Source organism: Paraburkholderia dioscoreae, from assembly GCF_902459535.1.
In the GTDB taxonomy this organism is placed as follows: Bacteria; Pseudomonadota; Gammaproteobacteria; order Burkholderiales; family Burkholderiaceae; genus Paraburkholderia; species Paraburkholderia dioscoreae.
The window spans coordinates 2,851,435-2,877,289 of sequence record NZ_LR699554.1 but is presented as its reverse complement, the minus strand read 5'-3'; the positions used below and the strand labels follow the sequence as shown (position 1 = coordinate 2,877,289).

Below are 25,855 nucleotides of genomic sequence, written 5' to 3'. Positions count from 1 at the left end.
TTCCCCATTCGACACGAGGCATTTATGAAATTCGCCGTATCACTCAACATGGAGCGCTTCTCTCCGGACGATTCAATGAGCAATGTGCGGGACAAGCTGCTCATGCTTGCGCGCGTTGCCGACGCGGGCGGCTTCGAGACGCTGTGGACCGCCGAGCATCACACGATCGAATGCACCATCTCACCGAATCCGTTCACGGTTCTCACGTGGCTCGCCCAGCACACCGAACGTATCCGGCTCGGCACGGCGACTATCGTCGCGCCGTACTGGTCTCCTATCCGGCTCGCCGGAGAGGCCGCGATGTGCGATCACCTGACGAATGGCCGCCTCGAATTCGGCATCGCGCGCGGCGCGTACCAGTACGAATTCGACCGGATGGCGGGTGGCATGCCGCAGCAGGAAGGCGTCGCGTATATGAAGGAGCTGGTTCCCGCTGTCCGGAAACTCTGGCAAGGCGACTACGCGCACGAAGGTCATTACTGGAAATTCCCGCTCGCGACTTCGGTGCCTAAACCGCTGCAGCAGCCGCATCCGCCGATCTGGGTCGCCACTCGCGATCCTGCCAGCTTCGACTGGGCGGTCGGGATCGGCGCCAATATTCTGTCCACACCGCTTTCCGCGCCGCCGTCCGAAGTCTCCGTGCTCGGTGAAAAATTCCGCAAGGCGCTCGCCGATCACCCGGAGCAGCCGCGCCCGCGCTTCATGATGTTACGCCGCACCTGCGTGTACGACCGCCCGGAAGACTGGCAGACCGCAGTGCGTCACAGCGTCGACCACGGCCGCTATTTCGAGAACCTGATGCAGAACATCGGCACCGTGCACAACGGCTTCCCCGAAGCCGTGCCGTACGAGACAGTAACCAACCGGGCGAACTACGATCCGAAGGCACTTCGTGAGAACCTGATGTTCGGCACGCCCGACGAAGTGATCCGCAAGCTTCAGATCTATGAGGACGAAGGCGTCGATCAGTTCTGTCTCGGCTTGTCTTTCAACTTGCCGTTCGAACTGCAGATGAAAACGCTGCGCCTCTTCGCCGACGAAGTCATGCCTCATTTCGCCGACCGCGATGGCGAACGCGCCTCAGACACGGCGCTGAACGCAGCGGCTGCGGGAGTCTAGGCCATGCTCGACGCTCTCCCGGATGCACCGCCTTCGGCCGTCGAAGGTACGCTGACGCTCGGCGATGTCGTGCTGAATTACCGGCTGCAAGGCGACGGGCCGCGCGAACTCGTCTGCATCCACGGCGTCGGTTCGTATCTCGAAGCATGGCAGCAGACGATCAACGCGCTCGGCGCTGATTTTCGCGTGCTAACCTTCGACCTGCGCGGCCACGGCCGGTCATCGCGGGTCCAAGGCCGCTATGCGATCGACGACTTCGTCCGCGACGTGCTGGCGCTCGCCGATCAAGCCGGTTTCGGGCGGTTCGATCTCGCGGGCTTCTCGCTCGGTGGCCTGATCGCGCAGCGGCTCGCACTCAGCCATCCGCAACGGCTGCGGCGCCTGGTGCTGCTATCGACAGTCGCCGGGCGAAGCGCCGACGAACGCGCGCGTGTGCTCGCCCGGCTCGCGGCGCTCGAGGCGGGAGAGCGGGGTTCGCACTACGACGCGTCGCTATCGCGCTGGCTGACCGAGGATTTTCAGGCGAAGCACCCGGCTTTCGTCGCCGAGCTGCGCCGCCGCAACGCGCAGAACGATCCGGACTGCTATGCGGCCGCCTATCGCCTGTTCGCGCACACCGATTTCGGCGGCCTGATCGACCAGATCGCGGCACCGACGCTGATCGCGACGGGCGAGGACGACCAGGGCTCGAACCCGCGAATGGCGCGCTACATGCACGAGTGCATTCCGGACTCGCGGCTCGCGATCCTGCCGAACCTGCGGCACTCGATCCTGAACGAAGCGCCCGATACCGTCGCCGCGCTGATGCGTGAATTTTTGCTCGAACCCGAGGAGGCCGCGCGATGATCGTCGAGGAGCGCATCTACCGGATTCGCAACGGCTGCATGAGCCGCTACCTGAAACTCGTGCAGGACGAAGGGCTACCGCTCCAGCAGCCTGTTCTCGGTAATCTGCTCGGTTACTTCACAACGGAAATCGGCGCGCTGAGCCAGGTCGTGCACTGGTGGGGCTATGCCGATCTCGAGGATCGCCGGGTGCGCCGTCAGCAGCTCGCTGCGGATCCGCGCTGGCAGGAATTCATTCCGCGGCTCTCGGAACTGATCGAGCAGGCGGAGAACCGTATTCTGGTGCCGACCGCGTTTTCGCCGTTGCAACATGTGTTGTCCGATCGGGCCGGGCGGTCCGATCTACCGAGGGAGTGAATCTCATGACCGAACGCCTGAAAATCGAGCACCTGTACAAGGTTTTCTCCGAGCGCCCCGAACGCGCGCTCGAGATGCTCCGCAACGGCGCGACCAAGGCCGACGTCTTGCGCGACACGGGTCAGGCTGTCGGCCTCGACGACGTATCGCTGTCGGTGCCTGCCGGCGCGATGTACATGATCATGGGGCTGTCCGGCTCAGGCAAATCGACGCTCGCGCGCTGCGTGAACCGTCTGAACGAGCCCAGCGCGGGCCGCATCCTGCTCGACGACACGGATATCTGCACGCTCGACGAGTCCGCGCTGCGCGACGTGCGGCGCAACCGTATTTCAATGGTGTTCCAGCATTTCGCGTTGCTGCCGAACCGGCGTGTCATCGAGAACGTCGAGTTCGGCCTGAAGTTGCGCGGCATGGCGGCCGCAGCGCGGCGCAAGCGGGCCGAGCACATGCTGGACGTGGTCGGCCTTGCGCACTGGGCAGGCAAGATGCCACACGAACTGAGCGGCGGGATGCGCCAGCGCGTGGGGCTCGCCCGCGCGCTCGCGACGGACGCCGATATCCTGATCATGGACGAGGCGTTCAGTGCGCTCGATCCGCTGATCCGCTCGGAAATGCAGGACGAGCTACTGCGGCTGCAGCGTACGCTGAACAAGACGATTCTGTTCATCACGCATGACTTTCAGGAGGCGCTGAAACTCGGCACGCGCATCGCGATCATGTCGGAGGGCAAGCTGGTTCGCGAGGGCACGCCGCAATCGATCGTCATGGAGCCGGGCAGCGATTACGTCGCCGCGTTCACGCGCGACGTCGACCGCGCGCGCCTCTTCAGCGCCGGTTCTTCAATGACGTCGCTCGTGCCGATCGTGCAACGCGACGGCTGGACCGTCCTTGGCTGCGACGAACCCGGGCCGGCATTCGTGATCGATGCCGATTCGCGCGTGATCGGAACAGTGAGCGACCAGCAGCTCGATGCGCTGCGCGGCGGTGCCGCGCTGCCGTCGCTCGACTCCATGTTCGCCTGCGTTCCGGCCAATACGCGCCTGATAGACGTTGCCGCGCACTTCGGCAATGCACGCGCCGTAGGCATACTCGACGAATCAGGCCGGCTCGTCGGCCGGCTGGAAGCGGGGCGTGTCCTCGCACACATCGGCGCAGGCGGCGCCAACGGAGTCAAACATGTTTAAAGCCGACGACCTTGCGGTGCTTCCGGTCGCGCAGTGGATCCAGACCGCAATCCAGTGGATCGCACTAAATCTGCGCCCGATCTTCCTCGTCATCAAGTGGCCGATCCAGAAGCTGCTCGAAGCAAACATCGACGCACTGCATGCGGTGCCGTTCCCGATCTTCGTGCTCGTCTGCGCATTGGTTGTCTGGCGCGTCGCCGGCAAGGCAATCGCCGCATTCACGCTGATCGGGCTTGTCGTTATCGCCGTGCTGGGCGTGTGGTCCGACGCCATCACGACAATCGCGCTAATCGTCACGGCAATCGTGTTCTGCGCCGTGATCGGCATCCCGGTCGGCGTGGCGTGCGCACGTAGCGAACGCGTGTGGCGCATCGTGCAGCCGATCCTCGACATCATGCAGACCACGCCTACCTTCGTTTATCTCGTACCAGTCGTGATGCTGTTCGGTGTCGGCACGGTGCCAGGAGAGGTCGCCGTGGTCATCGCAGCCATGCCGCCGCTCATCCGCTTTACGAATCTCGGTATCCGGATGGTCGATCACGAACTGGTCGAAGCCGGCCTCGCGTTCGGGGCGGACCGCCGCCAGTTGCTGTGGGAAGTGCAGTTGCCGCTTGCGGTACCGACCATTCTCGGCGGCCTGAACCAGACGGTGCTCACCGCGATGGTGATGTCGGTCGTGATCTCGATGATCGGCGCCGAAGGGCTCGGGCTCGTGGTGTTGCAAGGGCTCGGCCGTCTGGATGTGGGCCAGGCCGCGATCGGCGGCATCGCGATCGTGCTCCTCGCGATGATGCTAGACCGCGTCACGCAAAAGCTCGCGCGCTCGCAGCCGGGTGGCGGCGCGCTGCGCGACGCAATGGCCCGGCTGATTCGCGGCGGCCGCGGCGATACGGCGGGCGCGCTACCTGAAGAGCGCAGCCCGAAGGAAGCGCTGTAGCCGCTCGATCGCGCCCGCCGTGTGCCGGCGGCCGTGCCCCTTGCAGAGTATCCGCAGTAACCGGCACCGGCAGATGACGCCGGGCCAATCCAGCATATCGACAATCGTATCTGAACGCAGGAGTGGCTTGATGAAGACGTTAGCAGCATGCGGCGCGGTAGCGCTGGCGGTGATGATGGCGACGGGCGTGCCCGCATTCGCGCAGAGCATGCCCGGCAAAGGGAAGACGGTCAACTACGCGCAAGGCGATAGCTTCGGAGGCAATTACGTCGCGACGCAGATCGTGATGCAGGCAATGAAGAATCTCGGCTACGGCGTGAAACTGACGACGATGAACACAACACTGTTCTTCCAGGCGGCGGCGCAGGGTGACGAGGATCTCGCGACAGACGTGAACTTTCCGCAACGCGAACTCGCGTTCCGGGCCGTTCAGAAAGACGCGCAGGTTGTCGGCAGCGGGATGATCATCGGTGGTGGCATCAACGGCTATCTGATCGACAAGAAGACCGCCGATGCCTACAAGATCACGAACCTCGCGCAGTTGAAAGATCCGAAGCTGGCCGTGCTCTTCGGCTCCGACGGCAAGGCGCAATTGATCAGTTGCGATCCGGGCTGGAGCTGCGGCGACGTCGTGGACTATCAATTGGAGCACTTCGGTTTGCAGAATACCGTTCACTCGGTACGCGGCAAATACGAAGCATTGATGGTCGATACGATCGCGCGCGTCAAGCAGGGCAAGCCGGCGTTTTTCTATGCCTGGAGTCCATCGTGGACGGTCAACGCGCTGGTGCCGGGCAAGGACGTTGTCTGGCTGCCCACGCCGGAGGCCGCGCTGCCGCCGAACGTGCCGAACACCGGTTCGTCGCTGGTCAACGGCGTGCAGGGCTGCGCGGGCAACGCCGATCCATGCCGGATGGCGATGGCGTCGTGGAACTGGGGTGCGGTCGCGAATCGCGCGTTCATCGCGGCGAATCCGGCGGTCCGCTCGTTGATCGAGCAGATGAAGTTTCCTTCATCCACGTGGTCGTCGTGGGAATACGCAATCAGCAGGAACGGCGGTTCGCAGGCACTCGTCACGAAGCTCGCGACCGACTGGATGACGCAGAACAAGGCGCAGTTCGACCAGTGGGTCTCGGTTGCGAGTCAGGTAAAGTGACTGCAGGATTCGTGTCGCGCTGATGGGTGCCATTCGGGCGTGAGCGGGTCTCACTGAACAGTCGGATTCCTCACGCACCGAAACCCCGCGTACACGTACTGATAATGCGGCTGAAACCAGTTTCGGAAAGCCGGCCGCAACATGCACTGCGCGGTGCGCGCCGAGCCGCCTTTGATCACATAATGCTGGCCGTCGAAAAAGTTGGCGGAATAGCCGGGATAGAATTCAAAGGCCTCGAAGCCGGGCAGCGCGTCGAACACCGTCGAAGTCCACTCCCAGCCATTGCCGAATTGACCTTCCACCCCGAATGCGCTGACGTTCTCCGGATACGCGTCCACCGGTTGCGGGTTCCAGCTCCGAAAATCGAAATTACCCGACGCAGCGTGCGGTGTGCCGTGTGCCGCACGTTGCCATTGCGCCTCGGTGGGTAACGCTTTGCCAGCCCAGCGCGCGTAGGCGCTGGCTTCGGCGTGACTCACGTAGGCGGGCCAGTCGAGCGGCAGCGGGACTTCGTCGAACATGGTGCGCAGCATCCATGCACTGCCTTCGCCGTTTTCGCTGCTTGCGCCGCGCCGCGACCAGCAGGCGGGATGCTCGATATGCTCGGCTTCCTTCCAGGCCCAATCCTTCTCCGACCACCACTTCGGCTCGCGATAGCCGCCTGCCTCGATAAACTCGCGAAACGCGCCGTTCGTCACCATATAGCGATCCATCTCGAAGGCGGGCACGTCCACCTGTATCTCGCCGAACTCGTTGTCCCAACCGAAGCTGCCGCCGTCGCGCGACATGCCGAGTATAGTCGTGCCGGCCGGCACGCTGACCATCGACGACAACATGTCGCGTTGTCCGGTACGCGTCACGACGGGCTCGCGCAGTTCGGCGACTTTTTCCGCGAGAGGCAACTGATGGAGCATGTACGCCAGCGTCTCGGCATGCATTAACCGATGCTCGATTGCGACGTTCAGCAATTGCCCGGAGGCCTCGGCTTGTGCGCCGTCGCGGCCGAGTTGCGCGGCCTGTGTCAGCGCATCGAGCTCGCGGTCGATCTGCTCGCGGGCGCGCAACGCATAGCTGCGAACGGTGTCGAGCGACGGCCAGTCGCCGGGCTTGTCGGTCGGAAAACCGCCGTCGACAGGGTCGATACCGAACGCAAAAAGCCGATCGAGAGCCGGATCGAACGCTGGCAGGTCGCACATGCGCTGATCGAAAAGATTACGATCGAAAGCTTCCAGGTGACCGATGTAAAACACGATCCGGTGGCGCTCGCGGATCGGCCGTTCATACAGAAACTCGGGTTTGACGATGGAAAACAGCGCGTCGGTCACTTGACGCGCTTCGATCAGGCGCTGGACGAGCGGGTGATGCGGGGAGGGATCGCGATTCATTTCGCCGGGTCTCCTTGCGGGGGACGGGACTAAAGACTGTACCCGCTCGCAGGAGCCGTGCCAAGACGAAAACGCGTTAAAAACGATGGGCGGGCGGCGCCGGCGGCGCTCCCGCGGGCGACCTAGACTTGCCGCAGGCCTTCCAGATCGACGATCCGGATGTGCTTGCCCTGTGTGTCGATCAGGCCGCGCTTTTGAAATCTTGACAGGGTGCGGCTCACGGTCTCGAGCGTCATGCCGAGGTAGCTGCCCATGTCTTCGCGTGTCATGCGCAGATTGAATTCCGCCGATGAATACCCCCGTTGTGCATTGCGTTCCGACACATCGAGCAGGAATGCCGCGACTCGTTCGTCCGCCGAGAGCGAGCCGAGCACCATCATCTGCGCGGCCTCCCGGACGATCTGCTCGCCCAGCAGTTTATGCATGCGCTCCTGCATCGAACTGATTTCGCGGCACAGCGACTTGAGCGCGGTGTAGGGCACGATGCACACGGTGCTGTCTTCGAGAGCGACGGCGCTGCAGGCGTGCAGGTCATTGCTGATGCCGTCCAGGCCGAGCGCTTCGCCGGCGAGCCGCAGACCCGTGACCTGCTCGCGGCCGCCACGGTGCGCCATGACGGTTTTCATCGAACCGGAACGCACCGCGTAAATATTGTCGAAGCGGTCGCCGCTGCGATATAGCGCTTCGCCGCGCGGCACGGAGCGCGCGGAGCAAATGAGCGTTTCGAGCTTGCCCAGTTCGTCCGGCGAGAGGCCGTGAGGCATGCACAGCTGCCGCATGGCGCAACTCGAACAGCGGGCAGCGGTGCGCGTGCTTGCCCGTGACGCCGCCGTACGGCGGCCGCCGCGTGCCGGCAATGCATTTGCAGCGGATGTGGCGGATTCGGGAGTTCCGTCGGTGCGCGTAACAGCAGTAGGAGTGAGCATGTTCTGCAGCCAATGGTCAGGTAATGAGGGATTGTCCCACCGGCCACACCGCGCGCTTAGCGACAAAATGACGCGTCGAGCAGTTAGGTATCTTGATCGATATCGCTGGCGGTGATTCCGGGTGAACTGCTATTCATGGTGGGCAGGCCATGCCTGCTCACGTTTTTTGCAGAATGTCGCGCTTTACAGATCCGGCGCACGGGCAGCGAACACGCGGCGCGCACGGTGCGCCGGCGCGTTCAGTCCGCTTCGCCGGTCTTCGCTGCGGCGGATGGTACGAGGAGCACGGGCAAGCTCGCCTGCCGCACGCAGCGCTCGGCGACACTGCCGAGGATCAGACGCTGTACACCACGCCGTCCGTGCGTGCCCATGACCAGCAAGTCGGCTTTGAAATCGGCGGCGGCCTTGAGCACTACCGCTGAAACGTCGTCGAGCGACGATGCCTCGCCTATCGCGAGTTCGCCCTTCACGCCCTGGTCGAGCATGGCCTTGGCGAATTCAGCGCCGAGTTCCTTGCCTTCTTCGACGAGGCGGTTACGCAATACCGATGGGTCGTAGCCGGGCGCTTCGAAATAAAGCGGCGTGTTCTCGACGACATAGAACGGCTGCAGGACCGCGCCGTTGGATTTGGCGAGCGCAAGCGCCGCTTCGAATGCACGGCGCGAGGTATTGCTGCCGTCGACCGCTACAAGAATGCGTGTGTACATTTCGACTCCGCGTCTGAAGAAACTGGATGCCGCAGCCGTTTCGAATGGCCGGGCACACTTTATTGGCAATGCAAGCGCAAATGGTCGCTGAACAACATTTGCCCAACTTGGATGTAAATCAAGTTCCTGTCAAATTTCGCGGCAGAGCATCTTGCCCGATAAGCGCTGGGGAGCAAGCATGAGCGGCTTTGCTCCAATTCGGCACGCATATGTGTCATCAGACCAGTGCCGGATTTGCCTTGCAAGGAGCCTGCCCAGACAAGCAACTCCAGCCGCGCTGATGAATGAGCGCAAAACGACGGGCTTGCCCGACAAAATCTACGGCGACATCCTTAACTGCATTGTCGAAGGCGAGTACAAGGTAAGCGCCTGCCGACCGGGCATGCGCCGGCCGAACGTTTCGCGACCTCACGGCCGACGGTGCGCGAAGCGCGGACATTGCCGCGACCCAGCATGCGTGGGATCAGCTGGAGCGAATCATCGAAACCCAAGGCGGCGGCGCGCAGGACGATTTCATGTTCCACCTCGCGGCGGCGCGCGCGTCGAAGAACCCGTTTTTCATCACGGCCATGTCGTTTATCGAAGAGCAGGTCCTGTTCAGCATGAACTTGTCGCGCAATCTTTCGCTGGTCAAGACGGTGGGGCGGCAGCGGCTCGTGCAACCGCAGAACGGCACGGCGCCGAAACCGCCCGCTCGCGGCAGCGAGCGGGCGGCGAAACAAAACGGCCAGGCGGCGGCTACGCAGCCGCGGCCATCGGTCCGAACAGCGCGGTGCGAGTCTTCGGGCTCACCGCGATATCCAGTGCCACGGCTCGCTCCACGCCGATCTGCAATGGTGACCCGAGCCGGCTGATCTCGATACCGGTCTTGCGTAGCAGCCGCTCGATCGGCGTGGTGGTCACCGTGACATAACGCGTGATGCCCATCTGGTCGGCGAACGTCACCAGTTCGTGAATGGCCTGCATCGTCAGGTCGGCGAAGCCGAACGACTGCTCCTCGCCGCCGGTCTCGATCGCGAACCGGCTCAATTCCCAGATGTGCCGCCCAACCGGCGCCGCCGCGCCGTGCAGCAATTGCGGGAAAGTGTCCTTCAGCATGTTCGGGCCTTCAGTCGGCATCAGGCGCCAACAGCCGCGCACTTGCCCACCGTCGGCCTGGATCAGCATGTAGTGCGGCCCGAGCGCGTCGTAGCCGTCGATCTCCATGCCGGCGATGGTCGGAATATCCCATCCGAGCCGCCCGTGAAAAACCCGGGCCCTCAGCCTGTACATCTCGTTAATGTCCGCGTTGTCGAATTCCTGACGCATTCCAATCCGGATTGCTGTTTGCATGACGTTCTCCTGAACGTGTTGGGGTACCCAATACGCAAGAAAACTTATGCATTTTGAATCGTTCCGCCACCTACCTACCTGGATAGGTGCGCATGCTTATCGGGTAAAGCAGAATTCGAGACAAGCACTGCCCTCAACCGACAGGACACGAAAATGGAACTTCTCGAAAATCATTGGCAACCGCAAACCGGCCTCCAGGGCCGCCCGGCGGAGCCCTCCACGGCAGTGGATCGCGTTCTGATCATTGCATACCGCAAAAAGAAAAAAGAGAGCCAGCGCCGCTTCTGGGCTCGCTTCGGCGTAACGCAGTCGCGTGGGAGCCGTTTCGAATCAGGTGCCGAAATCCCGGCGCCGGTCGCAATTCTGCTTGGCCTGTACTTCACCAAAACTGTTTCCGACGCCGATCTGGGCCGCGCCGAGCGAGTGCTCTACAGCCGCGACGCCGCCTTGCTCAACCCGGGTCAATAAGCCCGAGTTGCGTTGCAATCACGGCTGCCGCACGCCGCGAATTCACACCGAATTTCGTCCTGATGTTCTTCATGTGGAAGTTCACCACGGCTTCCGAACAGTTCAGGATGTGAGAGATTTCCCAGGTGGATTTGCCGCGTGCGGTCCATTTCAGGCATTCGCGCTCACGCGGCGTCAACTTGGGCAGCAAGGTCTGAGCGTGAGTATTCAAATGCCGCTGGCTGGTGTCGATTACCAGATCGCGCAGTAACACCAGATTCGGCAATGCCACGTTGATATGACGCCAGAACTCGTCACTGGGATTGCTGTCATTGACGAAGCACATCATGCCGGCTTCCTGGTTCGGCCCATGAATTGGCAATGTCACGCCGGCGCGCAATCCGTGGGCGCGCGCTTCCTCATACATGGATTGCTGGGATGCAGTGGTGAAAATGTCCGGCGACCAGATTAGCGGTGTGGCGCGCGTCGCGCAGTGCGAGACCGTCGGATCGATGTGAACCAGTCCCTGCTCGTCATAAGTACGGCGCCATATGGGCGAGTACGTGCTGCGCACATATGCGTCTTCGAGGCGGATGGTCGGGCGCGGCAGCATGGCGATCAACAGCTTGTCGAAACCCCATGTCTCGGCGAGGCCCGCGATTGCGCCGAACCATTCCGCTTCGTCGGCGGCGTCCAGCAGCGGTGCCATCTGCTCGATAAAATGTAGCGGCAATTTTTTACTCTCTCAGGCTCGCAAACATCCTGTTGCGGTTAATTGCGGTCGGCATTCCGTCCGGTGGTTTTCTGTCTGCACAATCTATCACTAAAAATTATTTCGCAAAGTCAGAAATGATTCTGACAAAACGGCTACGGCTGTGGCTTTGCGATGAATGGATTGTTCTTTTGCCTGGCTTTTCCGATCGGATTAACATTTGCCGGTCGCTGCTGCGGTAATTTTCTCGTCGCCGCTTTTCGATGCCGATGATTGGCAGAATTTTTGTGAAACCTTTCTAATTACCCGTCCTTGCCAAAATATCAGTCACAATTGCACTAATTGCCGAAATTGTCCGCTCGTGCCGTCAATTTACGGCACGAATGTTACCGGCAGACTCTATTGTCATACAAAAGCGGCACTGGGTAGCTTGTGATTCTTCGATCACGCGTTCCAGGCCACCTGAGCACCATGCGAAGATCGACCGGCGGCGCGGGTGCTGCTCGCGCTGGAGTAAGAATTCGCGCAAGCAAACCCATACTTTGAACCGCCAGCATGAACGAAAACTGCCTCCGTTATCCCGACCCCCGAATCCGCATGTTCGATCCGCGCTTCAAGCCGCTGATCCTGGCCTCCGCTTCCATCGAATGTCTGTATCAGGGCGCGCGCTGGTCCGAGGGGCCGGTCTGGTTCGGCGACGGTCGCCATCTGCTGTGGAGCGACATTCCGAACGACCGCGTGCTGCGGTGGGACGAACCGGGCGGCACGGTGTCGACGTTTCGCCAGTCGTCGAACAATGCGAATGGCCATACACGCGACCGCGAGGGGCGCCTCATCAGTTGCGAGCATCTGACGCGGCGCGTCACGCGTACCGAATACGATGGTTCGATCACCGTGCTGGCGGACCGTTATCGCGGCAAGCGCTTCAATTCGCCGAACGACGTGGTCGTGAAATCGGACGGTTCGATCTGGTTCAGCGACCCGACCTTCGGTATTGACGGCTTCTATGAAGGCGAGCGGCAGGAGTCCGAGCTGCCGGCATGCGTGTATCGGGTCGACGGCCAGAGCGGCGAAGTTACCGTCGTTGCCGACGACGTGCTGGGACCCAACGGCCTGGCGTTTTCGCCGGACGAGTCTGTTCTGTACATCGTCGAATCGCGTGGCGAGCCGCGCAAGATTCGTGCGTTCGATGTGGGCGGCAACGGCAATGGCGTCGCGCTGGCCAGCAACCGGGTGCTGATCGACGCTGGCCCGGGCACGCCTGACGGCTTTCGCGTCGACGTGCACGGCAATTTGTGGTGCGGCTGGGGCATGGGCACCGACGAGCTTGACGGCGTACGCGTCTTTACGGCGGAAGGCGAGCCGCTCGGCCACATCGCGTTGCCTGAACGCTGCGCGAATGTGTGCTTCGGCGGGCGGCATCGTAACCGGCTGTTTATGGCGGCAAGCCACGGGCTCTATTCGCTTTATGTGAACACACAAGGCGTGCGAGGCGGCTAGTTGCCTGACAAGCGGTCGTCTGAGTGCCTGCTCGGCTCCGGGTTTGCCCTTGAATGCAGCGGCATTTCCTGGTGCGCTCGACAAATGCGCTCTGGGTCCGCGCAAGATGCAGGATCTCGCACAAGGGTACGGTCTCGAAGTGGCGTATATGCCGGCCAGTCCGCTGCTCGAATACAACCCCCGCCAAGGGTCAACGACCCGCCGAAGGCACCCGCGCAATTACTGCAAGGGCGCAAGACACATCCGGAGAAGCTGAGCTACGCACGCCTGGCGAATGCCGGCGCGGGCCGCACGTTCCTGATGGGCTTGCCGTATGTGCCTGGTGACAAGGATCCGCAGGATCCGATTCACGAATGGGACAAGACGTGGGCCTTCCTCAAGCCGCTGAACGATTGCATTCCTTACTATCCAGGCGGCACTGCGGCGGTGATGAAAGAGCTCGACGAGGGTACGCATGACATGATCCTGACCGTGACATGCAGGGACATCCAACCCGCGTGAACTTGGTATCGTGCCGGCCGAATTTCGCGTGCAGGCGTTCGACATACAATTGCCGGAGAAGCGCGGCTTCGGCACGGTGTTTCAGAGCTCCGCACAGCTCCCGCCCATGAGCGTGCTCGATAACGTCGGCTTCGAGCTGAAAATGCGCGAGCACGTCCAGTGAAGGGCGCGAAAGATATCGCGGAGCAGATGTTGAGGAAGAGAAGGAAACGCGTGAAATAGCGCAGCCACCGCTGGTACGGCGTGAGCGATCTGCGCTCGTTCGGCCATCGCTCGCGCGCCGCGCCGGCATCGAGTCGACACTCGATCGCTGCGACGACATTTCGCGACACACGCCGGTGCTGGCGAACCTTGGTCCGACCGGCGCAGATCTGATGGAGGACTTTTTCCATGCGGGCGGTTTGCGGACCCTGCTCGCCGAACGGACTGAGTTGATTGACCGTTCGCAGAAAGCCGTCAACGGCCGCACGCTCGTTGAAAATCTCGAAGGCTCGGAGATTTTCAACGGCGAGGTGATTCGCCGGCACGACCAGCCGCTTCTGCCAAATAGCGGCCTCGCGGTGCTACACGGCCATATCGCGATGGTGCCGTGACCAGGCTCGGGCCGCCGAACCGCACCTGCTCGTGCATCCGGAGTCGCGGGTGCGCTGGAGATTCACTGGAGCCTGCCGAGAGCGTGATGCAACCGCCGCATCGCGTGAATCCTCGCCAATCAATAGCCCACGCGATACACCCGGCCAGTTTGCGCGCCTTCCACGCTGCGCAGATAGGCCATTGCCGCACGCTGTGCCGTCACCGGCTCGAAGCCGCGGAAGTAGGGCGCATAGGCGTCCATCGCTTCGGTGAGCACGGTCGGGCTCACCACGTTGATGCGAATGCCGCGCGGCAATTCAATTGCCGCGCCGCGCACGAAACCTTCCAGCGCCAGATTGACGGTGGTCGCGCTCGCGCCTTGCAGAATCGGCTCGTCGCCGATGATGCCGCTCGTCAGCGTGAACGAGCCGCCGTCGTTCACGTATTGCTGGGCGGCGAGCACGACGTTGATTTGTCCCATCAGTTTGTCGCGCAGGCCGACCCAGAACTGTTCGATGCTCATGTCGGGCAGCGGACCGAAATGTACCTTGCCGGTTGCGGTGACGACCCCGTCCACTTTGCCGATCTCGCGAAACAGCCGCTCGACGCTCGCGGGGTCGGTGCTGTCGACGTGATACTGGCCGCGTGTCGCGCCTACTTCGATTACTTCATGACGCGCCTTCAGCCCGGCGCTCACCGCCTGGCCCAGCGTGCCGGTGGCGCCGATCACGACGATTTTTTTCATCTGATGCTCCGTTGAGGGTTGACGTGCGCCCGATTGTGCCGGCACTCGTCAGAGGGAAAAAGTCTCGCCGACGCCCGAGTCTTGCAACCCTGAGTTTCTAATCAAAGTAAAAGCGCGCATCGTGAATCAAACGATACGCGCTTTGTCACGCACGGAATAATCGGGGGTCCGCATCGAAATTCAAACGCGGACCAAAACGCAGATGTGACGTGAATGTTCTATTTCAGCCGGCGTAATTCGATCAGCCGGGTGGGCCGCAGATGATTGAGGGCGTAATGAATTCGGCCGCGGTCCTGACGGCTGCCGACCGGCCGCGGATCGTCGAATTGATGGTCCGCCGAATACGCGCCCTGCGGTGCGATCATGCCTTTGTCGATCACCGTATAGCCCGGCTCGAGCGCGAGCAGCAGATGATTGCCGCCGACCCGGCTATCGAATCCGGCCATGCCGTCAAGCGCCTCGGGCACGCTGTTCGTGAGGGTCGCATTGCTCGTAGTGATCTCGTCCGGCGAGATCGGGCTGTGGCCCGCTATGCGCGCGGCTTCGAGATTCTTGCCGTCGGTGTCGACGGTACTGTCGTGCGTGCGGTCGTTGTGCAACTCCGTCGAACTCGGGCCGTGAGTGTCCGCTGGCTTGTTGATATCGCTGTTCATCATGCGTGCTCCTTTGACGGGGACATGGTGTGACGTGCAGCAAAACCTGTTCCGCCCCGCACAAACCCTGAGTCACTTTACGTCGCACCACGCTTTTGCCGCAGTGGCATGAGAGGGTATTCCGCTGGCGATTGCGTCCGGGATTCTTTTCGTTTTTTTAATGGACGCGTATTTTCTACAGAGTATGATCTTACTCCGACGAGCAAAGCGCGGTTGAATTGACGACACAGGGTACGGCTGTTTCTTCATGGTCGGCAGCCCGTTGCGCGCTACTCAAAACATTTCACGGGGCCGTCAGGGCGGGTGACACATGCACTTCGATGCTGCATTCACACATCGCGGCTATTTGTTAAATTGCGCGCCCGCGCGCGCGGTAGATGGTACCTGGCAACCTTATGTGGTCATCTCCCGTTCGAGCGACGGCGAACTGGTCGCCAACCGTTTCTTCCCCACCGACTTGCGCTTTCCTGAAGAAGCGGACGCCATCGCCCACGCGCGCGATTGGGCGGTGCGCTGGATCGACGCGAGCAGCGTAACCATCTGAGCGCCGTCTGCATGTGTCTGCATGTCATCGCCCGTATGACATGAGCTCGCGCTGCGCGAACCGCCGCAAAACGCGGTAATCTCTCGGCATAATCACTTCGAACCGTGCTCATCGCACGGCGCTGTCCTTTTATGCCTAACGTGCCTTCCCAGAACTGGGGCCTCGAACAGATCGTCGCGGACCTGCGCGCGTCGCGTGAACAGTTGCATCGCACGCGGCATCCGCTCGGGATTCGCGAACTGCCGTCGCGCGAAGCGGTAGTCAACATTGTTGCCGGCCTGCGCGCGGCGCTCTTTCCCACGCACTACGGCGCACCTGATCTGACTGACGAAACGGTCGATTACTACGTCGGCCACACGCTTGAAAGCACGTTGCGGTTGCTCGCCGAACAGATTCGCCGCGCCCTGCGCTTCCTGCCCGAGTTTGGCGAAACGCCGGATGCGGATCTGCAGGCGCGCGCATTCGAAGTCGCGCGTGAATTCGGCAAGCAATTGGCAGGCATTCGCGCGCTGCTGGTCAGCGACATTCAGGCGGCTTTCACCGGCGATCCGGCGGCGCAGCATATTACTGAAATTCTGCTCTGCTATCCGGGCGTGTGGGCGATGACTCACCATCGGCTCGCGCATGCGCTGCACCGGCTGGGCGTGCCGTTGCTGGCGCGTTTCATCAACGAGATCGCGCACTCGGCAACCGGCATTGATATCCACCCGGGTGCGACGATCGGGCCGAGCTTCTTCATCGACCACGGCACGGGTGTGGTGATCGGCGAGACCGCGATCATCGGCGAGCGCGTGCGGGTGTATCAGGCTGTCACGCTCGGCGCGAAGAGTTTCGCCGCGGATCTCGACGGTGCGCTGATCAAGGGCAACGCGCGCCATCCGATCGTCGAGGACGATGTGGTGATCTACGCCGGCGCGACGATTCTCGGGCGCGTGACGATCGGGCGCGGCTCGGTGATCGGCGGCAACGTGTGGCTCACGCATAGCGTGCCGCCGGGCAGCAGCGTGTCGCAAGGCAAGATTCGCGAAGGCGAGCGCACCGACGAAGGGCGGCAGTAATACGCGGCTCGTCGAAGCGCGGATCAACGGCGCGATCATGATCGACCCCGGCGAAGTCCACGGCGTGAAGCCCGCGAACTACGCGGCAGCACTGCTGTGGCGTTTATCCGCTTCTCAAATGCTGCAGCAGGGATACGCCATGCACGCCGTGCAACCAGACGTGCTGCCCGACAAACCATGCCGCCGCCCACGAAGCCGCCACCACGATCAGATCGCAGTGCCCGCTGTTCCAGAGATTCAACGAATGCCGGCCTGCAACCCAAGGCACGCCTAGCGGATTCGGCCAATCGGCGAGCAGATGCATCAGGCCGCCGCAGGCGAATCCGAACGCCGGCGCCGCGTAGACCGAATGCCCCAGCCAGTGATACGACGCCGCCAGCAACGCGAGCCATCCCACGCCCCAGTGCGTGAGCGTGCGATGCGTGATCCACAGCCGCCGCGCCCGCGACCACCACGCCACTTCGAGCCAGTCCGGCGCCGTACTCCCGGCCACGCCGGCGATGAAACTCGACAGCACGCCGAGATGAAACGAACCGCCGCCGCCGATGCGCGCGACAATCGCCGCCGCGATGACGCCCGCCGCAAAACCGGTTGCGTGATGTGCTTTGCTGGATGCCATCGACACTCGCGGCGAGAGCGCCGCATGAAAGACAAAGGGCGGCTATGTTCGCAGATGCGCGGATAAAAAAATAGCCGGCACGCGAGTCAAAAAAATCGCGTATCGGCCCAGCGCTCAAAATGCGCGCGTATGACGAAGCTCAGGTCGCGCAGCGTGCAATATCGAAGCGCATTTCCGGCTCCGGTGGATCGTCCGGTGCGTTCGCCGGGTGCATCACCTTGATGACCGAGCCGGCGTTCAAGGGCGTCAGCGTCACGAAATACGAGTTGTTCGAATCCGAGCCGACAGCGATCTCCGTCGCGCCGCCGACTCGCGACGTGCGCACGCGTGACAAACGGCTTTCGAGGCAATCGGCGATATAGGCAGGGGCGCGTTGCGAAGACACGTACATCATCGGCAGGGACGCATTGCGGGCGGGGCCGCTGGAAGAACCGCAGCCGGAGAGAGCAGCAAGCGCGGCAGCAGCGGGGGCAAGCAGGAGAAGTCTTTTCATGGTCCGGTCGTCGGCGTCCCCGGTCGTATGCGGGAACTTGGGGCGCGGGCGAAGCGCAACGCGATTCAGCGCGACGTCATGCTTCGCGACGAAGCCGCCGTTCAACCGCGACGACATGCTGGCATTGCGGCAAGGAAGGCAGCCGGGGCCAGTATACCCACCGGCTGTGTGCGCCGTCACTATCCGCGGGCGCCTGCATTGTGTCCAAACGTAAGGCCATGAAAAAACCCGCGGCGTGATCGTGTCACGCGCGGGTTGACTGCGGAGCGAATCGATACATTCGCTCCGCACGTGCCACCTGAGACGCTTAGAAGCGGTGACGCAGGCCGACTGCCGCCGCGATCTGATTGCCGGTCGACGAAGGCGCCAGCGTGTTGATCGCCGCGACGTTCGAGCCGAAGTTGCCGAGTTCGCCCGATGCATGCTGGTACACGCCTTCCACGTACACGTCGGTACGCTTGCTCAGCGAGTAGTCGCCTTGCAGCGAGACCGTATGCCACTTCGGATCGCCCGAACCGTTGGAACCTGACATCTTGCCGTCCGTGAAGGTGTACGATGCCGCGAGGCTCAGTGCTGGCGTCAGTGCATAGCGGCCGTTCACTTCGTAGTTGTCGAGATGCAGGTTGGTGCCTGCAACGCCAGGCAAGGTCGTGCCGCCGACGTCCACGCCGCTGATGCCGTCCAGTTGCGTGTGCGTGTAGACGAAGCCGACCGTTGCCGGGCCGTACGTATAGTTGATGCCCGCGCCGAATGTGCGTTGCAGATCGGCTGCGACTGCTGCGGTCCCGTCGCCTTGCGATACCGCGCCGCTCAGGTTCGAGCTGCCCGACTTGTTCAGTTGCAGGTAAGCCGCGGCAACGTTCAACGGACCGTTCTCATATGAAGCACCGACGCTCCATGCGCGATTGTTCGAGAAGTCGCCGGCCGAGTTGCTGAAGCCGTACAGGCCGCCGAACTTGAGGCCCGCGTAATTGGCGCTGGTGTACTTCACTGCGTTCTTGATCGAGAACGAATTGTCCAGATTGTCGTTATCGAGCGGGTGAGCCGCGAGGTTGTTGCCGTAACCCGCGCCTGCTGCGGACAGCGGTGCCAGGTAGTCGACCACGGAGTCGTATTGACGGCCGAGCGTCAGCGCGCCGTACTTGTCGCTCTGCAGACCGACGAAAGCCTGACGATTGAACATCGTGTTGCTTTCCGAGTACTTGCCGTTGTTCAGGTTGAAGCCGCTTTCCAACGTGAAGATGGCGTGCAGACCGCCGCCCAGATCTTCATTGCCGCGCAGACCGAAGTACGTGTCCGAGGCTACGCCGCTGCCTTGCTGCCAGTTGCTGTGGCCGCCCTGGTTGTTCGAGTACACGAGGCCGGCGTCCAGCGTACCGTACAACGTCACGCTGCTCTGCGCGTGGGCGGTGATGGCAACCGCGCCCAGGAGGCCTGCTGCGATGAGGGTTTTTTTCATGATTAGATAACTCCGAAACAGTGCGTAGAGAATCGCATCCCAGTGCTTACCGCCGATTCCGCCGGCTGCCTGACGATCCGGTGCGAAGTGTAGTCCCGTTATTCCTATCTTGAATTGCAAATGGCGCAACAATTAGTTTTCAAATTCGTAATGGCCATTCATTAATTGGATAAGTGCGGGTAAATAAAGAAAAAATCTGTGCGGCGATAAATTCATTCCGGCCTTGTCAATCCTTACGATGTTGCCTGACTGCGACGTCGCGTCGCAACCCGTTAGCAGCAAGGGTTGGCGTTATTTAGAGATACGCTGAGATTCACTCTATTTTTTGCAATGTACTCTTCCAGTTCATGCGGTCTATTCCGGCGAATGACAGTTCTACAATTCGTCTCGCCCCTTGACCAAGGGTGTCTTTTTCATCTTTATACGCGGCCCACGGGCCGCGTTTTTTTATGTTTTTTTAATTGGTCTATAAGTTCCCCGCGAATAGCGGCATTGATGATTTCAATGGTAATTGCGCCGCCGCGGCTTATCCGTTCGTCAGGGCGCCGCGTTCGCCGCGTGCGGGGCGGGTAGAATTGCGTGCTCGAGAGTGTTTCCGCCCCCCGCGAACGTGAGTGAACCTGCAATGACCGATACACCCCTTCCATCGTCCGACCCCGCTGAAGATTTCACGACGGAAGGCTCGTCCGAACCGGACGAAATCGTGCACGAGGCACGGCTGTGGCGCGACGACGGCTGGACCGCGCGCGTCATCAAGAATGAAGACGACGAAGGCTGGGCCGTCGAAATGATCAAGGACGGTGAAGCGGAACCCGCGCTCGTCGGACCGTGGACGATGGGTCGCAACAAGAAAGATCCGAAGCCGCTGGACACGTCCGCGTTCAACACGCTGGTGAAGACGGCGTCTGAAGTGCTGCGCCGTCATGAGCAGCAACTGCGCGCGCAACTGCATAAAGAAGTGCGAGTCGCGAGCGCAGATGGCAGCGACGAACTCGACATCACGCTCGACATCGTTCCCGACGAAGACGAGCCGTATGCCGTGCTGACCGCGCTCGACACATTCGGCGAACAGCTCGCGCAAGTGCAGGTGGCGCCCAATTTCAAGCTCAGCAAGGCGAGCGCTACGGCGTGGGTCGAGAACGAGTTTCGTCGGCCCGGTTAGACATCGCGTCTGCTTGCAGCAGGAGCGGGCCAGCGGGTTGCTAACTGAAGGCTGAACAAAACATTACCAAAGCCTGTCAATATACTTTCACATTCACTTCATAGAATCCTCGCGTCATAGCGGCGCGAGCGTGAGCCATGTGTTTGGGTCCGAGCGCGTGCCGGCTGTGCGTTCACCCACGCTACCCAAACACTGGATCACGACAACATGGCTGAGCCGTTCGACCTTTCCCGCCGCAAGGCCCTGAAACTACTCGCGGGCGCACCGATGCTGCCGCTCGGCGGACTCGCCACGGCCTCGATGCTGACCGCTTGCGGCGGCAGCGACGATCTGGCGACGCCGGTAAAACCGGCCGCCAACTTCGTTTCCGCGGCGTTCGCCAGCATGGCGGCACCCAGCCTGGCCGATCCGGCAGCGATGGCGAAGACCACGGTCGGCTCGACCTTGACGGTGCAATTGAGCGACGGCAGCAGCCGCGCGTTCAAGCTGGCGTACCAGCCGTTCTTCGTGACTGGCGACAGCGTGCCCAACATCAAAGGCGGAACGATCCTCGCGGGCGGCTACTTCGACATCAACAACCAGCCGATCGTCGACAGGTCGGTGGCGGGCAAGGAGCGGCAGTTCTATTCGGATTGCCCGGACGGCAGCTCGCTGATTCGCCTGGACAATCCCGCGGTGAAGGGTCTCAAAGGCAACGCAGTATTCGCCGTCGTGCAGTTCGAATACGCAACGCGCGATCAGAGTCTGACGTCGATGTACGGCCAACTGCCTTCGCCGATCGCCGTGCTGACACTCGACCAGGATCCGGCCACCGGCAAGCTCACGCTGGCGGGCTATTCGAATGTCGATACGTCGAAGGCGCATGGTTTGTGGATTACCTGCGGCGCGAGCCTGTCGCCGTGGAACACGCATCTGTCGAGCGAAGAGTACGAGCCGGACGCCACCACGATCGCCGGCAATAGCCAGTTCAAGGGCTTCAGCCGCAGCCTGTACGGCGACGAAACCACCGCGAACCCCTATCACTATGGCCATCTGCCGGAGGTGACGGTCAATCCGGACGGCACCGGAACGATCAGGAAGCACTACTGCCTCGGCCGTATCTCGCACGAGCTGATTCAGGTGATGCCGGACAAGCGCACCGTCCTGATGGGCGACGACGCGACCAACGGCGGCCTGTTCATGTTCATTGCGGATCGCGAAGCCGATCTGTCGTCGGGCACGCTGTACGTGGCGAAGTGGACACAGGTGTCCGCAAGCGGCGCGGGCGCGGCAACACTGTCGTGGATCAACCTGGGCCACGCGACCAGCGACGAAATCGAGACGCTCGCCGACCGGTTGCGCGCGAGCGACATCATGGACGTTTCGACCACGGATCCGCACGATCCGACCTACACGAAGATCAATTACAACGGCACGTTCAACTGGGTACGCGTCAAGTCCGGCATGACGCAGGCCGCGACCTTCCTCGAAACTCATCGCTATGCGGCGCTGGCCGGCGGCAGCATGGGTTTTACGAAGCTCGAAGGCACGACGGTCAATATCAAGGACAAGGTGCTGTATTCGGCCATGTCGCGGATCGAGAAGTCGATGGTGCGCGGCAATGCCGCTTCCACCGACGTGGCCGTCGACAAGACGATCAACGCCGGCGCGGTCTACGCGCTGAACATGAAGGGCGGTCAGCGCGACCGTAGCGGCGGCGCGATCAACAGCGAATGGGTGCCGGTGGACATGGCCGCGCCCGCGGCACTGGTCGGCGAGGACCTGTCGGCACCCGACGCGCTCGGCAACACGGCGAATCCGGAGCGCATTGCGAACCCGGACAACCTCAAGTTCTCGGAGAAGCTGCGCACGCTCTTTATCGGCGAGGACAGCGGCATGCACGTGAACAATTTCCTGTGGGCGTACAACGTCGATACGAAAACGCTCTCGCGGGTGCTCTCGTGCCCGGCGGGCGCCGAGTCGACCGGCCTGCATGCCGTCGACGAAATCAACGGCTGGACTTACGTGATGAGCAACTTCCAGCACGTCGGCGACTGGGAAAGTCCGTTGCACGACAAAATCAAATCGACGCTCGATCCGCTCGTGCGAGCGAACTATAAAGACCGCTTCGGGGCGACGGTGGGGTATCTGACGGCGGATCCGGCGGGGATCAAGCTGTAAGGGGCAGGCAGCGGCCGGGCTCGGCCCTGCATGCACGTGACCTCGTGTTTTGGACGGGGCGCCTCAATTCCGCTTGCAGAAAATCGCGGTAATCAGCGGCGCAACCCGATGCACGATCGCCGTGCTGCCAGAGCCGGCAATGGCTTTCTGCACCTTCGCCTCGCTGCCGACCACCACGACGCCATAGGCCGAACTGGCGACCGGCTCGCCATCGCCGACCCGGAACATCGGGTCGTCTTTTTCGTAACCGACCACCGCGAACACGTGAAAGCCGTATGCCGTCAAATCCGCGCCGGGCATGGGCGAGAAGGCGTTGATCGAGTTGCTCTCCACGCGCGTGGGCTTTGGATCGATCAATTGTTGCTGCGCGAGGTCGGCAATGAACTGATGACCGCTTTCATTGCAGGCGAGCGGCGCGTCGAGCGCGGTGGCGTAACTGGTGATTGGCAGTGCGGCGGCGCCAAGAGCAAGCAGAACAGTTAAAAAAAAGCGTTTCATAAGCGTGGACGGCGGCCCGACTCGTTGTAGTGTGTTCGCAACGGGCGGGCGCGAGATCGAGACCCGGAAAGACCTTGCGCATCGAAATGTTCCCGCGCGGCAGGCGCAACTGGTTGGCACTTTATCGCGATTCGGCAAATCTTGCTGTGCAGCCGACACCTATCGGCAACAAACGAAGCGAAAAGAAACGTGCCGGAAGAAAGCAATCTTTTTCGATCCCGTATATATTTCCGGGTTATGAATTCGCGACCCTCAACTCCAATTAACGTTCCGCCGCCCAGAACATGGGACGCGCGGCTCGCTCGCCGGCTCGTGACTCCGCTCGTGAACACGTGGGTCACGCCGAACCATCTGACCACGCTGCGCCTGCTGATCGGGCTGGCAGGCGCCCTGTGCCTTGCTCACGGCGAATTTGCCTGGGCCAATGCCGGCGCTTTTCTGATCGTGCTGTCGAATTTTGTCGACCATACGGACGGCGAGCTCGCGCGCATCGGCGGAAAGTCGAGCCGGATCGGTCATTTTTACGACCTCGCCTGCGACGCGCTCGTGACCGTGATGCTGTTCGTCGGCATGGGCATCGGTGTGGGCGCCGCGCACGTCGGCGGATTGAAAGTTGCGCCGGGCGTGCTCGGTGCCGTGGCCGGCGTGGCAATCGCGCTGATCTTCTTCCTGCGCATGCGCATCGAGGAAATGGCCGGCAAGGCGGGCACGAAGCAGGCGTCCGTCGGTGGCTTCGAAACCGAAGACGTGCTGTATCTGCTGCCCATCGTCACGCTGACGAGCGTCGTCATGCCCTTCGTCGTGGTCGCGTCGATCGGCGCGCCGCTATTCGCCGTCTGGGTGGTGATCGATCATTGGCGCGTGGCACGCCGCGCCGCCCGGCCTGCGCCCGATGCCGCCAAGGCCTCCGAAACCAGCCAGATTTGGGCCAGCGAATGAGTATGCACGCCGAAGACGACGTGATCGCGCCAGTTTCCGCAGCCGGCTCGCCCGCCGCCCCGCCCGCGCCGAATGCCGACCGCGCGATCGCGAGCCGCACGCGCGGGTTCGACAACCCGCGTCTGCGCAAGGATTTCGCCGAACAGGACGCGTTTCTTTATCTGGAAGACTTCCTCGCGCCCGAAGTCACGGCGCAGCTCGTCCACAGCGCGCGTTCGCTGCTCGAGGAAGTGAACCGCAACTATCTGCCGGGTCATAAGCAGGGCGGCAGCGTCAGCCGCCATACGATCGACCGCCTCGCGCCGTTCATCGCCGAGCTGTACCGCTCGAAGGAACTGATCGGCTGGCTGGAACAACTGAGCGGCGACAAGCTGCAGCTCTCGCCCGCCGACGATCCGCACGCGTACGCGCTGTACTATTACACGCGGCCGGGCGACCACATCGGCTGGCACTACGATACTTCGTACTATGACGGCCGCCGCTACACGCTGCTGCTCGGCGTGATCGACGAATCGTCGTGCCGGCTCGACTACGAACTGCACACGCGCAATCCCGATGTCGCGGATCAACCGGGCTCCGTGCAGATTCCGCCGGGCGGCCTCGTGTTCTTCGACGGCGACAAGCTGCGCCATCGCATCACGCCGGCCGGTGCGAGCGAAATGCGCGTGTCGCTCACTTTCGAGTATGTGACGGACCCCAACATGCGGCCGTGGCGTCGTTTCATCTCGAACATGAAGGACGCGATTGCGTACTTCGGCTTCCGCCAGGTGTTCCGTCAGATGACCCGGCGCGGGAAGGACCACGCATGAACCGCGCGGCCCTGATACTGCTGTCGATCGGGACGGCGCTGTTTGTCGGCCTGCTGGCGTGGCAGGGTTTCGGCTCGGTGGCTTCGACACTGCTTACGGCAGGCTGGGGACTCGCGCTCGTCGCCGCGTTCCACCTCGTGCCGCTCATGGTCGACGCCGGTGCGATCTCAGTACTGTTCCGGCACCGTCGTGACGGTGTGCATCACGATCTGTCGTTGCGCGACGCGCTGTTCTCGCGCTGGATCGGTGAATCCGTGAATAGTCTGTTGCCGGCCGGCCAGATCGGCGGGCCGGTGGTCATGGTGCGGCAATTGTCCCAGCGCGGCATGCGCCTGCGCGACGCCGCCGCCGCGATCACGGTCAGCACGACCGCGCAGGCGCTTGCGCAAATCGTTTTCGCACTGGGCGGCCTGCTGCTGTTCGGCGCTTACGCCGCGCACGGCGGGCTGCACGACCTGCAAACCGCCACGCTGATCGCCACCGGCGTGCTGGGCGCGATGATCGTCGGGTTTTACTATGCGCAGCGGCGCGGTCTGTTCGGCCGGTTGCTCGGCGTGGTCTCGAAGATGTTCGGCAAGCGCGACTGGTCTTCGTTGATGACGCGCGCCGAAGCCGTCGACGCCGCCGTGCAGGCCATGTACCGCGAACGCGGCCGCGTGGCGGCGAGCTTCGTGATGAGTCTTTTGGGCTGGATCATCGGCACGGTGGAGGTGTGGCTCGCGCTGCGCTTTCTCGGGCATCCGGTCGACTGGGTCGACGCACTGTTGCTCGAAAGTCTGGGGCAAGCCATTCGCGGTGCCGCGTTCATGATCCCGGGCTCGCTCGGCGTGCAGGAGGGCGGCTATCTGCTGCTCGCGCCACTGGTCGGTTTGCCGCCGGACGCCGCGTTGGCGTTGTCGCTCGCCAAGCGCGCGCGCGAAATCCTGCTAGGCTTGCCGGGTCTGCTGGTGTTGCACTTCAGCGAACGAAGCTGGCAACGGCGCCGTGCCTTGGGGCGCGTGCCGGCTGTCGATTAAACTCCGTATTTTTTCAAAG

General features: G+C 62.2%; 27 protein-coding genes and 4 pseudogenes. 20 read left to right on the top strand and 11 right to left on the bottom strand.

All coding sequences use genetic code 11. The features are described 5' to 3' along the window. Positions 1-24: 24 nt before the first annotated feature. From PDMSB3_RS33050 to proX, 6 genes are all read left to right on the top strand, one after another. Positions 25-1,119 carry an LLM class flavin-dependent oxidoreductase gene (locus tag PDMSB3_RS33050; protein ID WP_007178108.1) on the top strand — a complete coding sequence of 365 codons (1,095 nt, stop codon included), beginning with the start codon at positions 25-27 and terminating at the stop codon, positions 1,117-1,119. Positions 1,120-1,122: 3 nt separating this feature from the next. Continuing rightward, positions 1,123-1,965: an alpha/beta fold hydrolase gene (locus PDMSB3_RS33045; protein WP_007178107.1), complete on the top strand. Its 843-nt coding sequence runs from the start codon at positions 1,123-1,125 to the stop codon at positions 1,963-1,965. Then, the gene (locus tag PDMSB3_RS33040) at positions 1,962-2,321 is read left to right on the top strand and encodes an NIPSNAP family protein (RefSeq protein WP_007178106.1); all 360 of its coding nucleotides are present in this window, start codon (positions 1,962-1,964) and stop codon (positions 2,319-2,321) included. Before PDMSB3_RS33045 ends, PDMSB3_RS33040 begins: the two co-directional genes overlap by 4 nt. Before the next feature lie 5 nt (positions 2,322-2,326). Beyond that, positions 2,327-3,505: a quaternary amine ABC transporter ATP-binding protein gene (locus tag PDMSB3_RS33035; RefSeq protein WP_165189138.1), complete on the top strand. Its 1,179-nt coding sequence runs from the start codon at positions 2,327-2,329 to the stop codon at positions 3,503-3,505. Beyond that, the gene (locus PDMSB3_RS33030; RefSeq protein WP_007178104.1) at positions 3,498-4,442 is read left to right on the top strand and encodes an ABC transporter permease; all 945 of its coding nucleotides are present in this window, start codon (positions 3,498-3,500) and stop codon (positions 4,440-4,442) included. The genes PDMSB3_RS33035 and PDMSB3_RS33030 overlap by 8 nt, the downstream gene beginning before the upstream one ends. A 130-nt stretch (positions 4,443-4,572) precedes the next feature. Beyond that, positions 4,573-5,598 carry a glycine betaine/L-proline ABC transporter substrate-binding protein ProX gene (proX, locus tag PDMSB3_RS33025; RefSeq protein ID WP_165189135.1) on the top strand — a complete coding sequence of 342 codons (1,026 nt, stop codon included), beginning with the start codon at positions 4,573-4,575 and terminating at the stop codon, positions 5,596-5,598. A gap of 50 nt (positions 5,599-5,648) precedes the next feature. Here the strand turns inward: proX and PDMSB3_RS33020 are convergent, their stop codons facing one another. The 3 genes from PDMSB3_RS33020 to PDMSB3_RS33010 form a co-directional block, all read right to left on the bottom strand. Next, complete coding sequence (locus tag PDMSB3_RS33020) at positions 5,649-6,983, bottom strand: SUMF1/EgtB/PvdO family nonheme iron enzyme (RefSeq protein WP_007178102.1); 1,335 nt, start codon at positions 6,981-6,983, stop codon at positions 5,649-5,651. Between the two features lie 122 nt (positions 6,984-7,105). Continuing rightward, positions 7,106-7,909: a helix-turn-helix domain-containing protein gene (locus PDMSB3_RS33015; protein ID WP_232064379.1), complete on the bottom strand. Its 804-nt coding sequence runs from the start codon at positions 7,907-7,909 to the stop codon at positions 7,106-7,108. A gap of 239 nt (positions 7,910-8,148) precedes the next feature. Next, entirely contained in the window at positions 8,149-8,616 is a 468-nt protein-coding gene (locus PDMSB3_RS33010; RefSeq protein WP_007178100.1) for a universal stress protein, read from the bottom strand. 280 nt (positions 8,617-8,896) lie between these two features. Between PDMSB3_RS33010 and PDMSB3_RS38330 the strand changes: the two are divergent. Then, positions 8,897-9,287, top strand: a pseudogene (locus PDMSB3_RS38330) (GntR family transcriptional regulator); the annotation flags it as partial. Between the two features lie 67 nt (positions 9,288-9,354). On the opposite strand, the gene PDMSB3_RS33000 reads toward PDMSB3_RS38330, so the two are convergent. Beyond that, positions 9,355-9,948: an acyl-homoserine-lactone synthase gene (locus PDMSB3_RS33000; protein WP_007178098.1), complete on the bottom strand. Its 594-nt coding sequence runs from the start codon at positions 9,946-9,948 to the stop codon at positions 9,355-9,357. Between the two features lie 153 nt (positions 9,949-10,101). On the opposite strand from PDMSB3_RS33000, the gene PDMSB3_RS32995 reads away from it, so the two are divergent. Beyond that, positions 10,102-10,416: a helix-turn-helix domain-containing protein gene (locus PDMSB3_RS32995; protein ID WP_007178097.1), complete on the top strand. Its 315-nt coding sequence runs from the start codon at positions 10,102-10,104 to the stop codon at positions 10,414-10,416. On the opposite strand, the gene PDMSB3_RS32990 is transcribed toward PDMSB3_RS32995, so the two are convergent. After that, positions 10,400-11,104 carry a helix-turn-helix transcriptional regulator gene (locus tag PDMSB3_RS32990; protein ID WP_007178096.1) on the bottom strand — a complete coding sequence of 235 codons (705 nt, stop codon included), beginning with the start codon at positions 11,102-11,104 and terminating at the stop codon, positions 10,400-10,402. The two genes, PDMSB3_RS32995 and PDMSB3_RS32990, sit on opposite strands and share 17 nt — an antisense overlap. Positions 11,105-11,662: 558 nt before the next feature. Here PDMSB3_RS32990 and PDMSB3_RS32985 point away from each other — a divergent pair. The 4 genes and pseudogenes from PDMSB3_RS32985 to PDMSB3_RS32975 all read left to right on the top strand — a co-directional run. Beyond that, positions 11,663-12,607: an SMP-30/gluconolactonase/LRE family protein gene (locus PDMSB3_RS32985; RefSeq protein ID WP_165189132.1), complete on the top strand. Its 945-nt coding sequence runs from the start codon at positions 11,663-11,665 to the stop codon at positions 12,605-12,607. A gap of 43 nt (positions 12,608-12,650) precedes the next feature. Next, a pseudogene (locus tag PDMSB3_RS32980) lies at positions 12,651-13,151 on the top strand (ABC transporter substrate-binding protein); the annotation flags it as partial. Next, a pseudogene (locus PDMSB3_RS38495) lies at positions 13,149-13,256 on the top strand (spermidine/putrescine ABC transporter ATP-binding protein); the annotation flags it as partial. The pseudogenes PDMSB3_RS32980 and PDMSB3_RS38495, both read left to right, overlap by 3 nt. Before the next feature lie 121 nt (positions 13,257-13,377). Further along, a pseudogene (locus PDMSB3_RS32975) lies at positions 13,378-13,738 on the top strand (dihydroxy-acid dehydratase domain-containing protein); the annotation flags it as partial. 82 nt (positions 13,739-13,820) lie between these two features. Here PDMSB3_RS32975 and PDMSB3_RS32970 read toward each other — a convergent pair. Continuing rightward, positions 13,821-14,426, bottom strand: coding sequence for a short chain dehydrogenase (locus tag PDMSB3_RS32970; protein ID WP_007178094.1), 606 nt, complete (start codon positions 14,424-14,426; stop codon positions 13,821-13,823). A gap of 218 nt (positions 14,427-14,644) precedes the next feature. Beyond that, positions 14,645-15,079: a DUF3005 domain-containing protein gene (locus PDMSB3_RS32965; protein ID WP_035517362.1), complete on the bottom strand. Its 435-nt coding sequence runs from the start codon at positions 15,077-15,079 to the stop codon at positions 14,645-14,647. A gap of 310 nt (positions 15,080-15,389) precedes the next feature. Here PDMSB3_RS32965 and PDMSB3_RS32960 point away from each other — a divergent pair, with 310 nt between their 5' ends. Next, positions 15,390-15,623 carry a hypothetical protein gene (locus PDMSB3_RS32960; protein WP_007178092.1) on the top strand — a complete coding sequence of 78 codons (234 nt, stop codon included), beginning with the start codon at positions 15,390-15,392 and terminating at the stop codon, positions 15,621-15,623. Positions 15,624-15,754: 131 nt separating this feature from the next. Continuing rightward, positions 15,755-16,681, top strand: a complete 927-nt coding sequence (gene epsC, locus PDMSB3_RS32955) for a serine O-acetyltransferase EpsC (RefSeq protein WP_007178091.1) — start codon at positions 15,755-15,757, stop codon at positions 16,679-16,681. Positions 16,682-16,784: 103 nt separating this feature from the next. On the opposite strand, the gene PDMSB3_RS32950 is transcribed toward epsC, so the two are convergent. The 3 genes from PDMSB3_RS32950 to PDMSB3_RS32940 form a co-directional block, all read right to left on the bottom strand. Then, positions 16,785-17,300 (bottom strand): metal-dependent hydrolase, encoded by a 516-nt coding sequence (locus tag PDMSB3_RS32950; protein ID WP_007178090.1) that lies wholly within the window; start codon positions 17,298-17,300, stop codon positions 16,785-16,787. 139 nt (positions 17,301-17,439) lie between these two features. Next, positions 17,440-17,910: a hypothetical protein gene (locus PDMSB3_RS32945; RefSeq protein ID WP_007178089.1), complete on the bottom strand. Its 471-nt coding sequence runs from the start codon at positions 17,908-17,910 to the stop codon at positions 17,440-17,442. A gap of 190 nt (positions 17,911-18,100) precedes the next feature. Next, positions 18,101-19,252: a porin gene (locus PDMSB3_RS32940; protein ID WP_007178088.1), complete on the bottom strand. Its 1,152-nt coding sequence runs from the start codon at positions 19,250-19,252 to the stop codon at positions 18,101-18,103. Between the two features lie 625 nt (positions 19,253-19,877). On the opposite strand from PDMSB3_RS32940, the gene PDMSB3_RS32935 reads away from it, so the two are divergent. Together PDMSB3_RS32935 and PDMSB3_RS32930 are read left to right on the top strand one after the other, a co-directional pair. After that, a complete protein-coding gene (locus PDMSB3_RS32935; RefSeq protein ID WP_007178087.1) occupies positions 19,878-20,414 on the top strand; it encodes a hypothetical protein in 537 nt (178 codons plus the stop codon). A 207-nt stretch (positions 20,415-20,621) separates the two neighbouring features. After that, a complete protein-coding gene (locus PDMSB3_RS32930) occupies positions 20,622-22,574 on the top strand; it encodes a PhoX family protein (protein ID WP_007178086.1) in 1,953 nt (650 codons plus the stop codon). 63 nt (positions 22,575-22,637) lie between these two features. Here the strand turns inward: PDMSB3_RS32930 and PDMSB3_RS32925 are convergent, their stop codons facing one another. Further along, positions 22,638-23,072 carry a hypothetical protein gene (locus tag PDMSB3_RS32925; protein ID WP_165189129.1) on the bottom strand — a complete coding sequence of 145 codons (435 nt, stop codon included), beginning with the start codon at positions 23,070-23,072 and terminating at the stop codon, positions 22,638-22,640. 74 nt (positions 23,073-23,146) lie between these two features. Between PDMSB3_RS32925 and PDMSB3_RS32920 the strand changes: the two genes are divergently transcribed. Genes PDMSB3_RS32920 through PDMSB3_RS32905 form a run of 4 tightly spaced genes read left to right on the top strand, consistent with a single transcriptional unit; the run spans position 23,147 to position 25,836 of the window. After that, entirely contained in the window at positions 23,147-23,338 is a 192-nt protein-coding gene (locus PDMSB3_RS32920) for a hypothetical protein (RefSeq protein ID WP_165189126.1), read from the top strand. After that, on the top strand, positions 23,310-24,011 hold the full coding sequence (locus tag PDMSB3_RS32915) for a CDP-alcohol phosphatidyltransferase family protein (protein WP_007178084.1): 702 nt from the start codon (positions 23,310-23,312) through the stop codon (positions 24,009-24,011). The genes PDMSB3_RS32920 and PDMSB3_RS32915 overlap by 29 nt, the downstream gene beginning before the upstream one ends. Continuing rightward, positions 24,008-24,820: a HalD/BesD family halogenase gene (locus PDMSB3_RS32910; RefSeq protein ID WP_007178083.1), complete on the top strand. Its 813-nt coding sequence runs from the start codon at positions 24,008-24,010 to the stop codon at positions 24,818-24,820. The genes PDMSB3_RS32915 and PDMSB3_RS32910 overlap by 4 nt, the downstream gene beginning before the upstream one ends. After that, positions 24,817-25,836, top strand: coding sequence for a lysylphosphatidylglycerol synthase domain-containing protein (locus tag PDMSB3_RS32905; RefSeq protein WP_007178082.1), 1,020 nt, complete (start codon positions 24,817-24,819; stop codon positions 25,834-25,836). Before PDMSB3_RS32910 ends, PDMSB3_RS32905 begins: the two co-directional genes overlap by 4 nt. Positions 25,837-25,855: the final 19 nt, after the last annotated feature.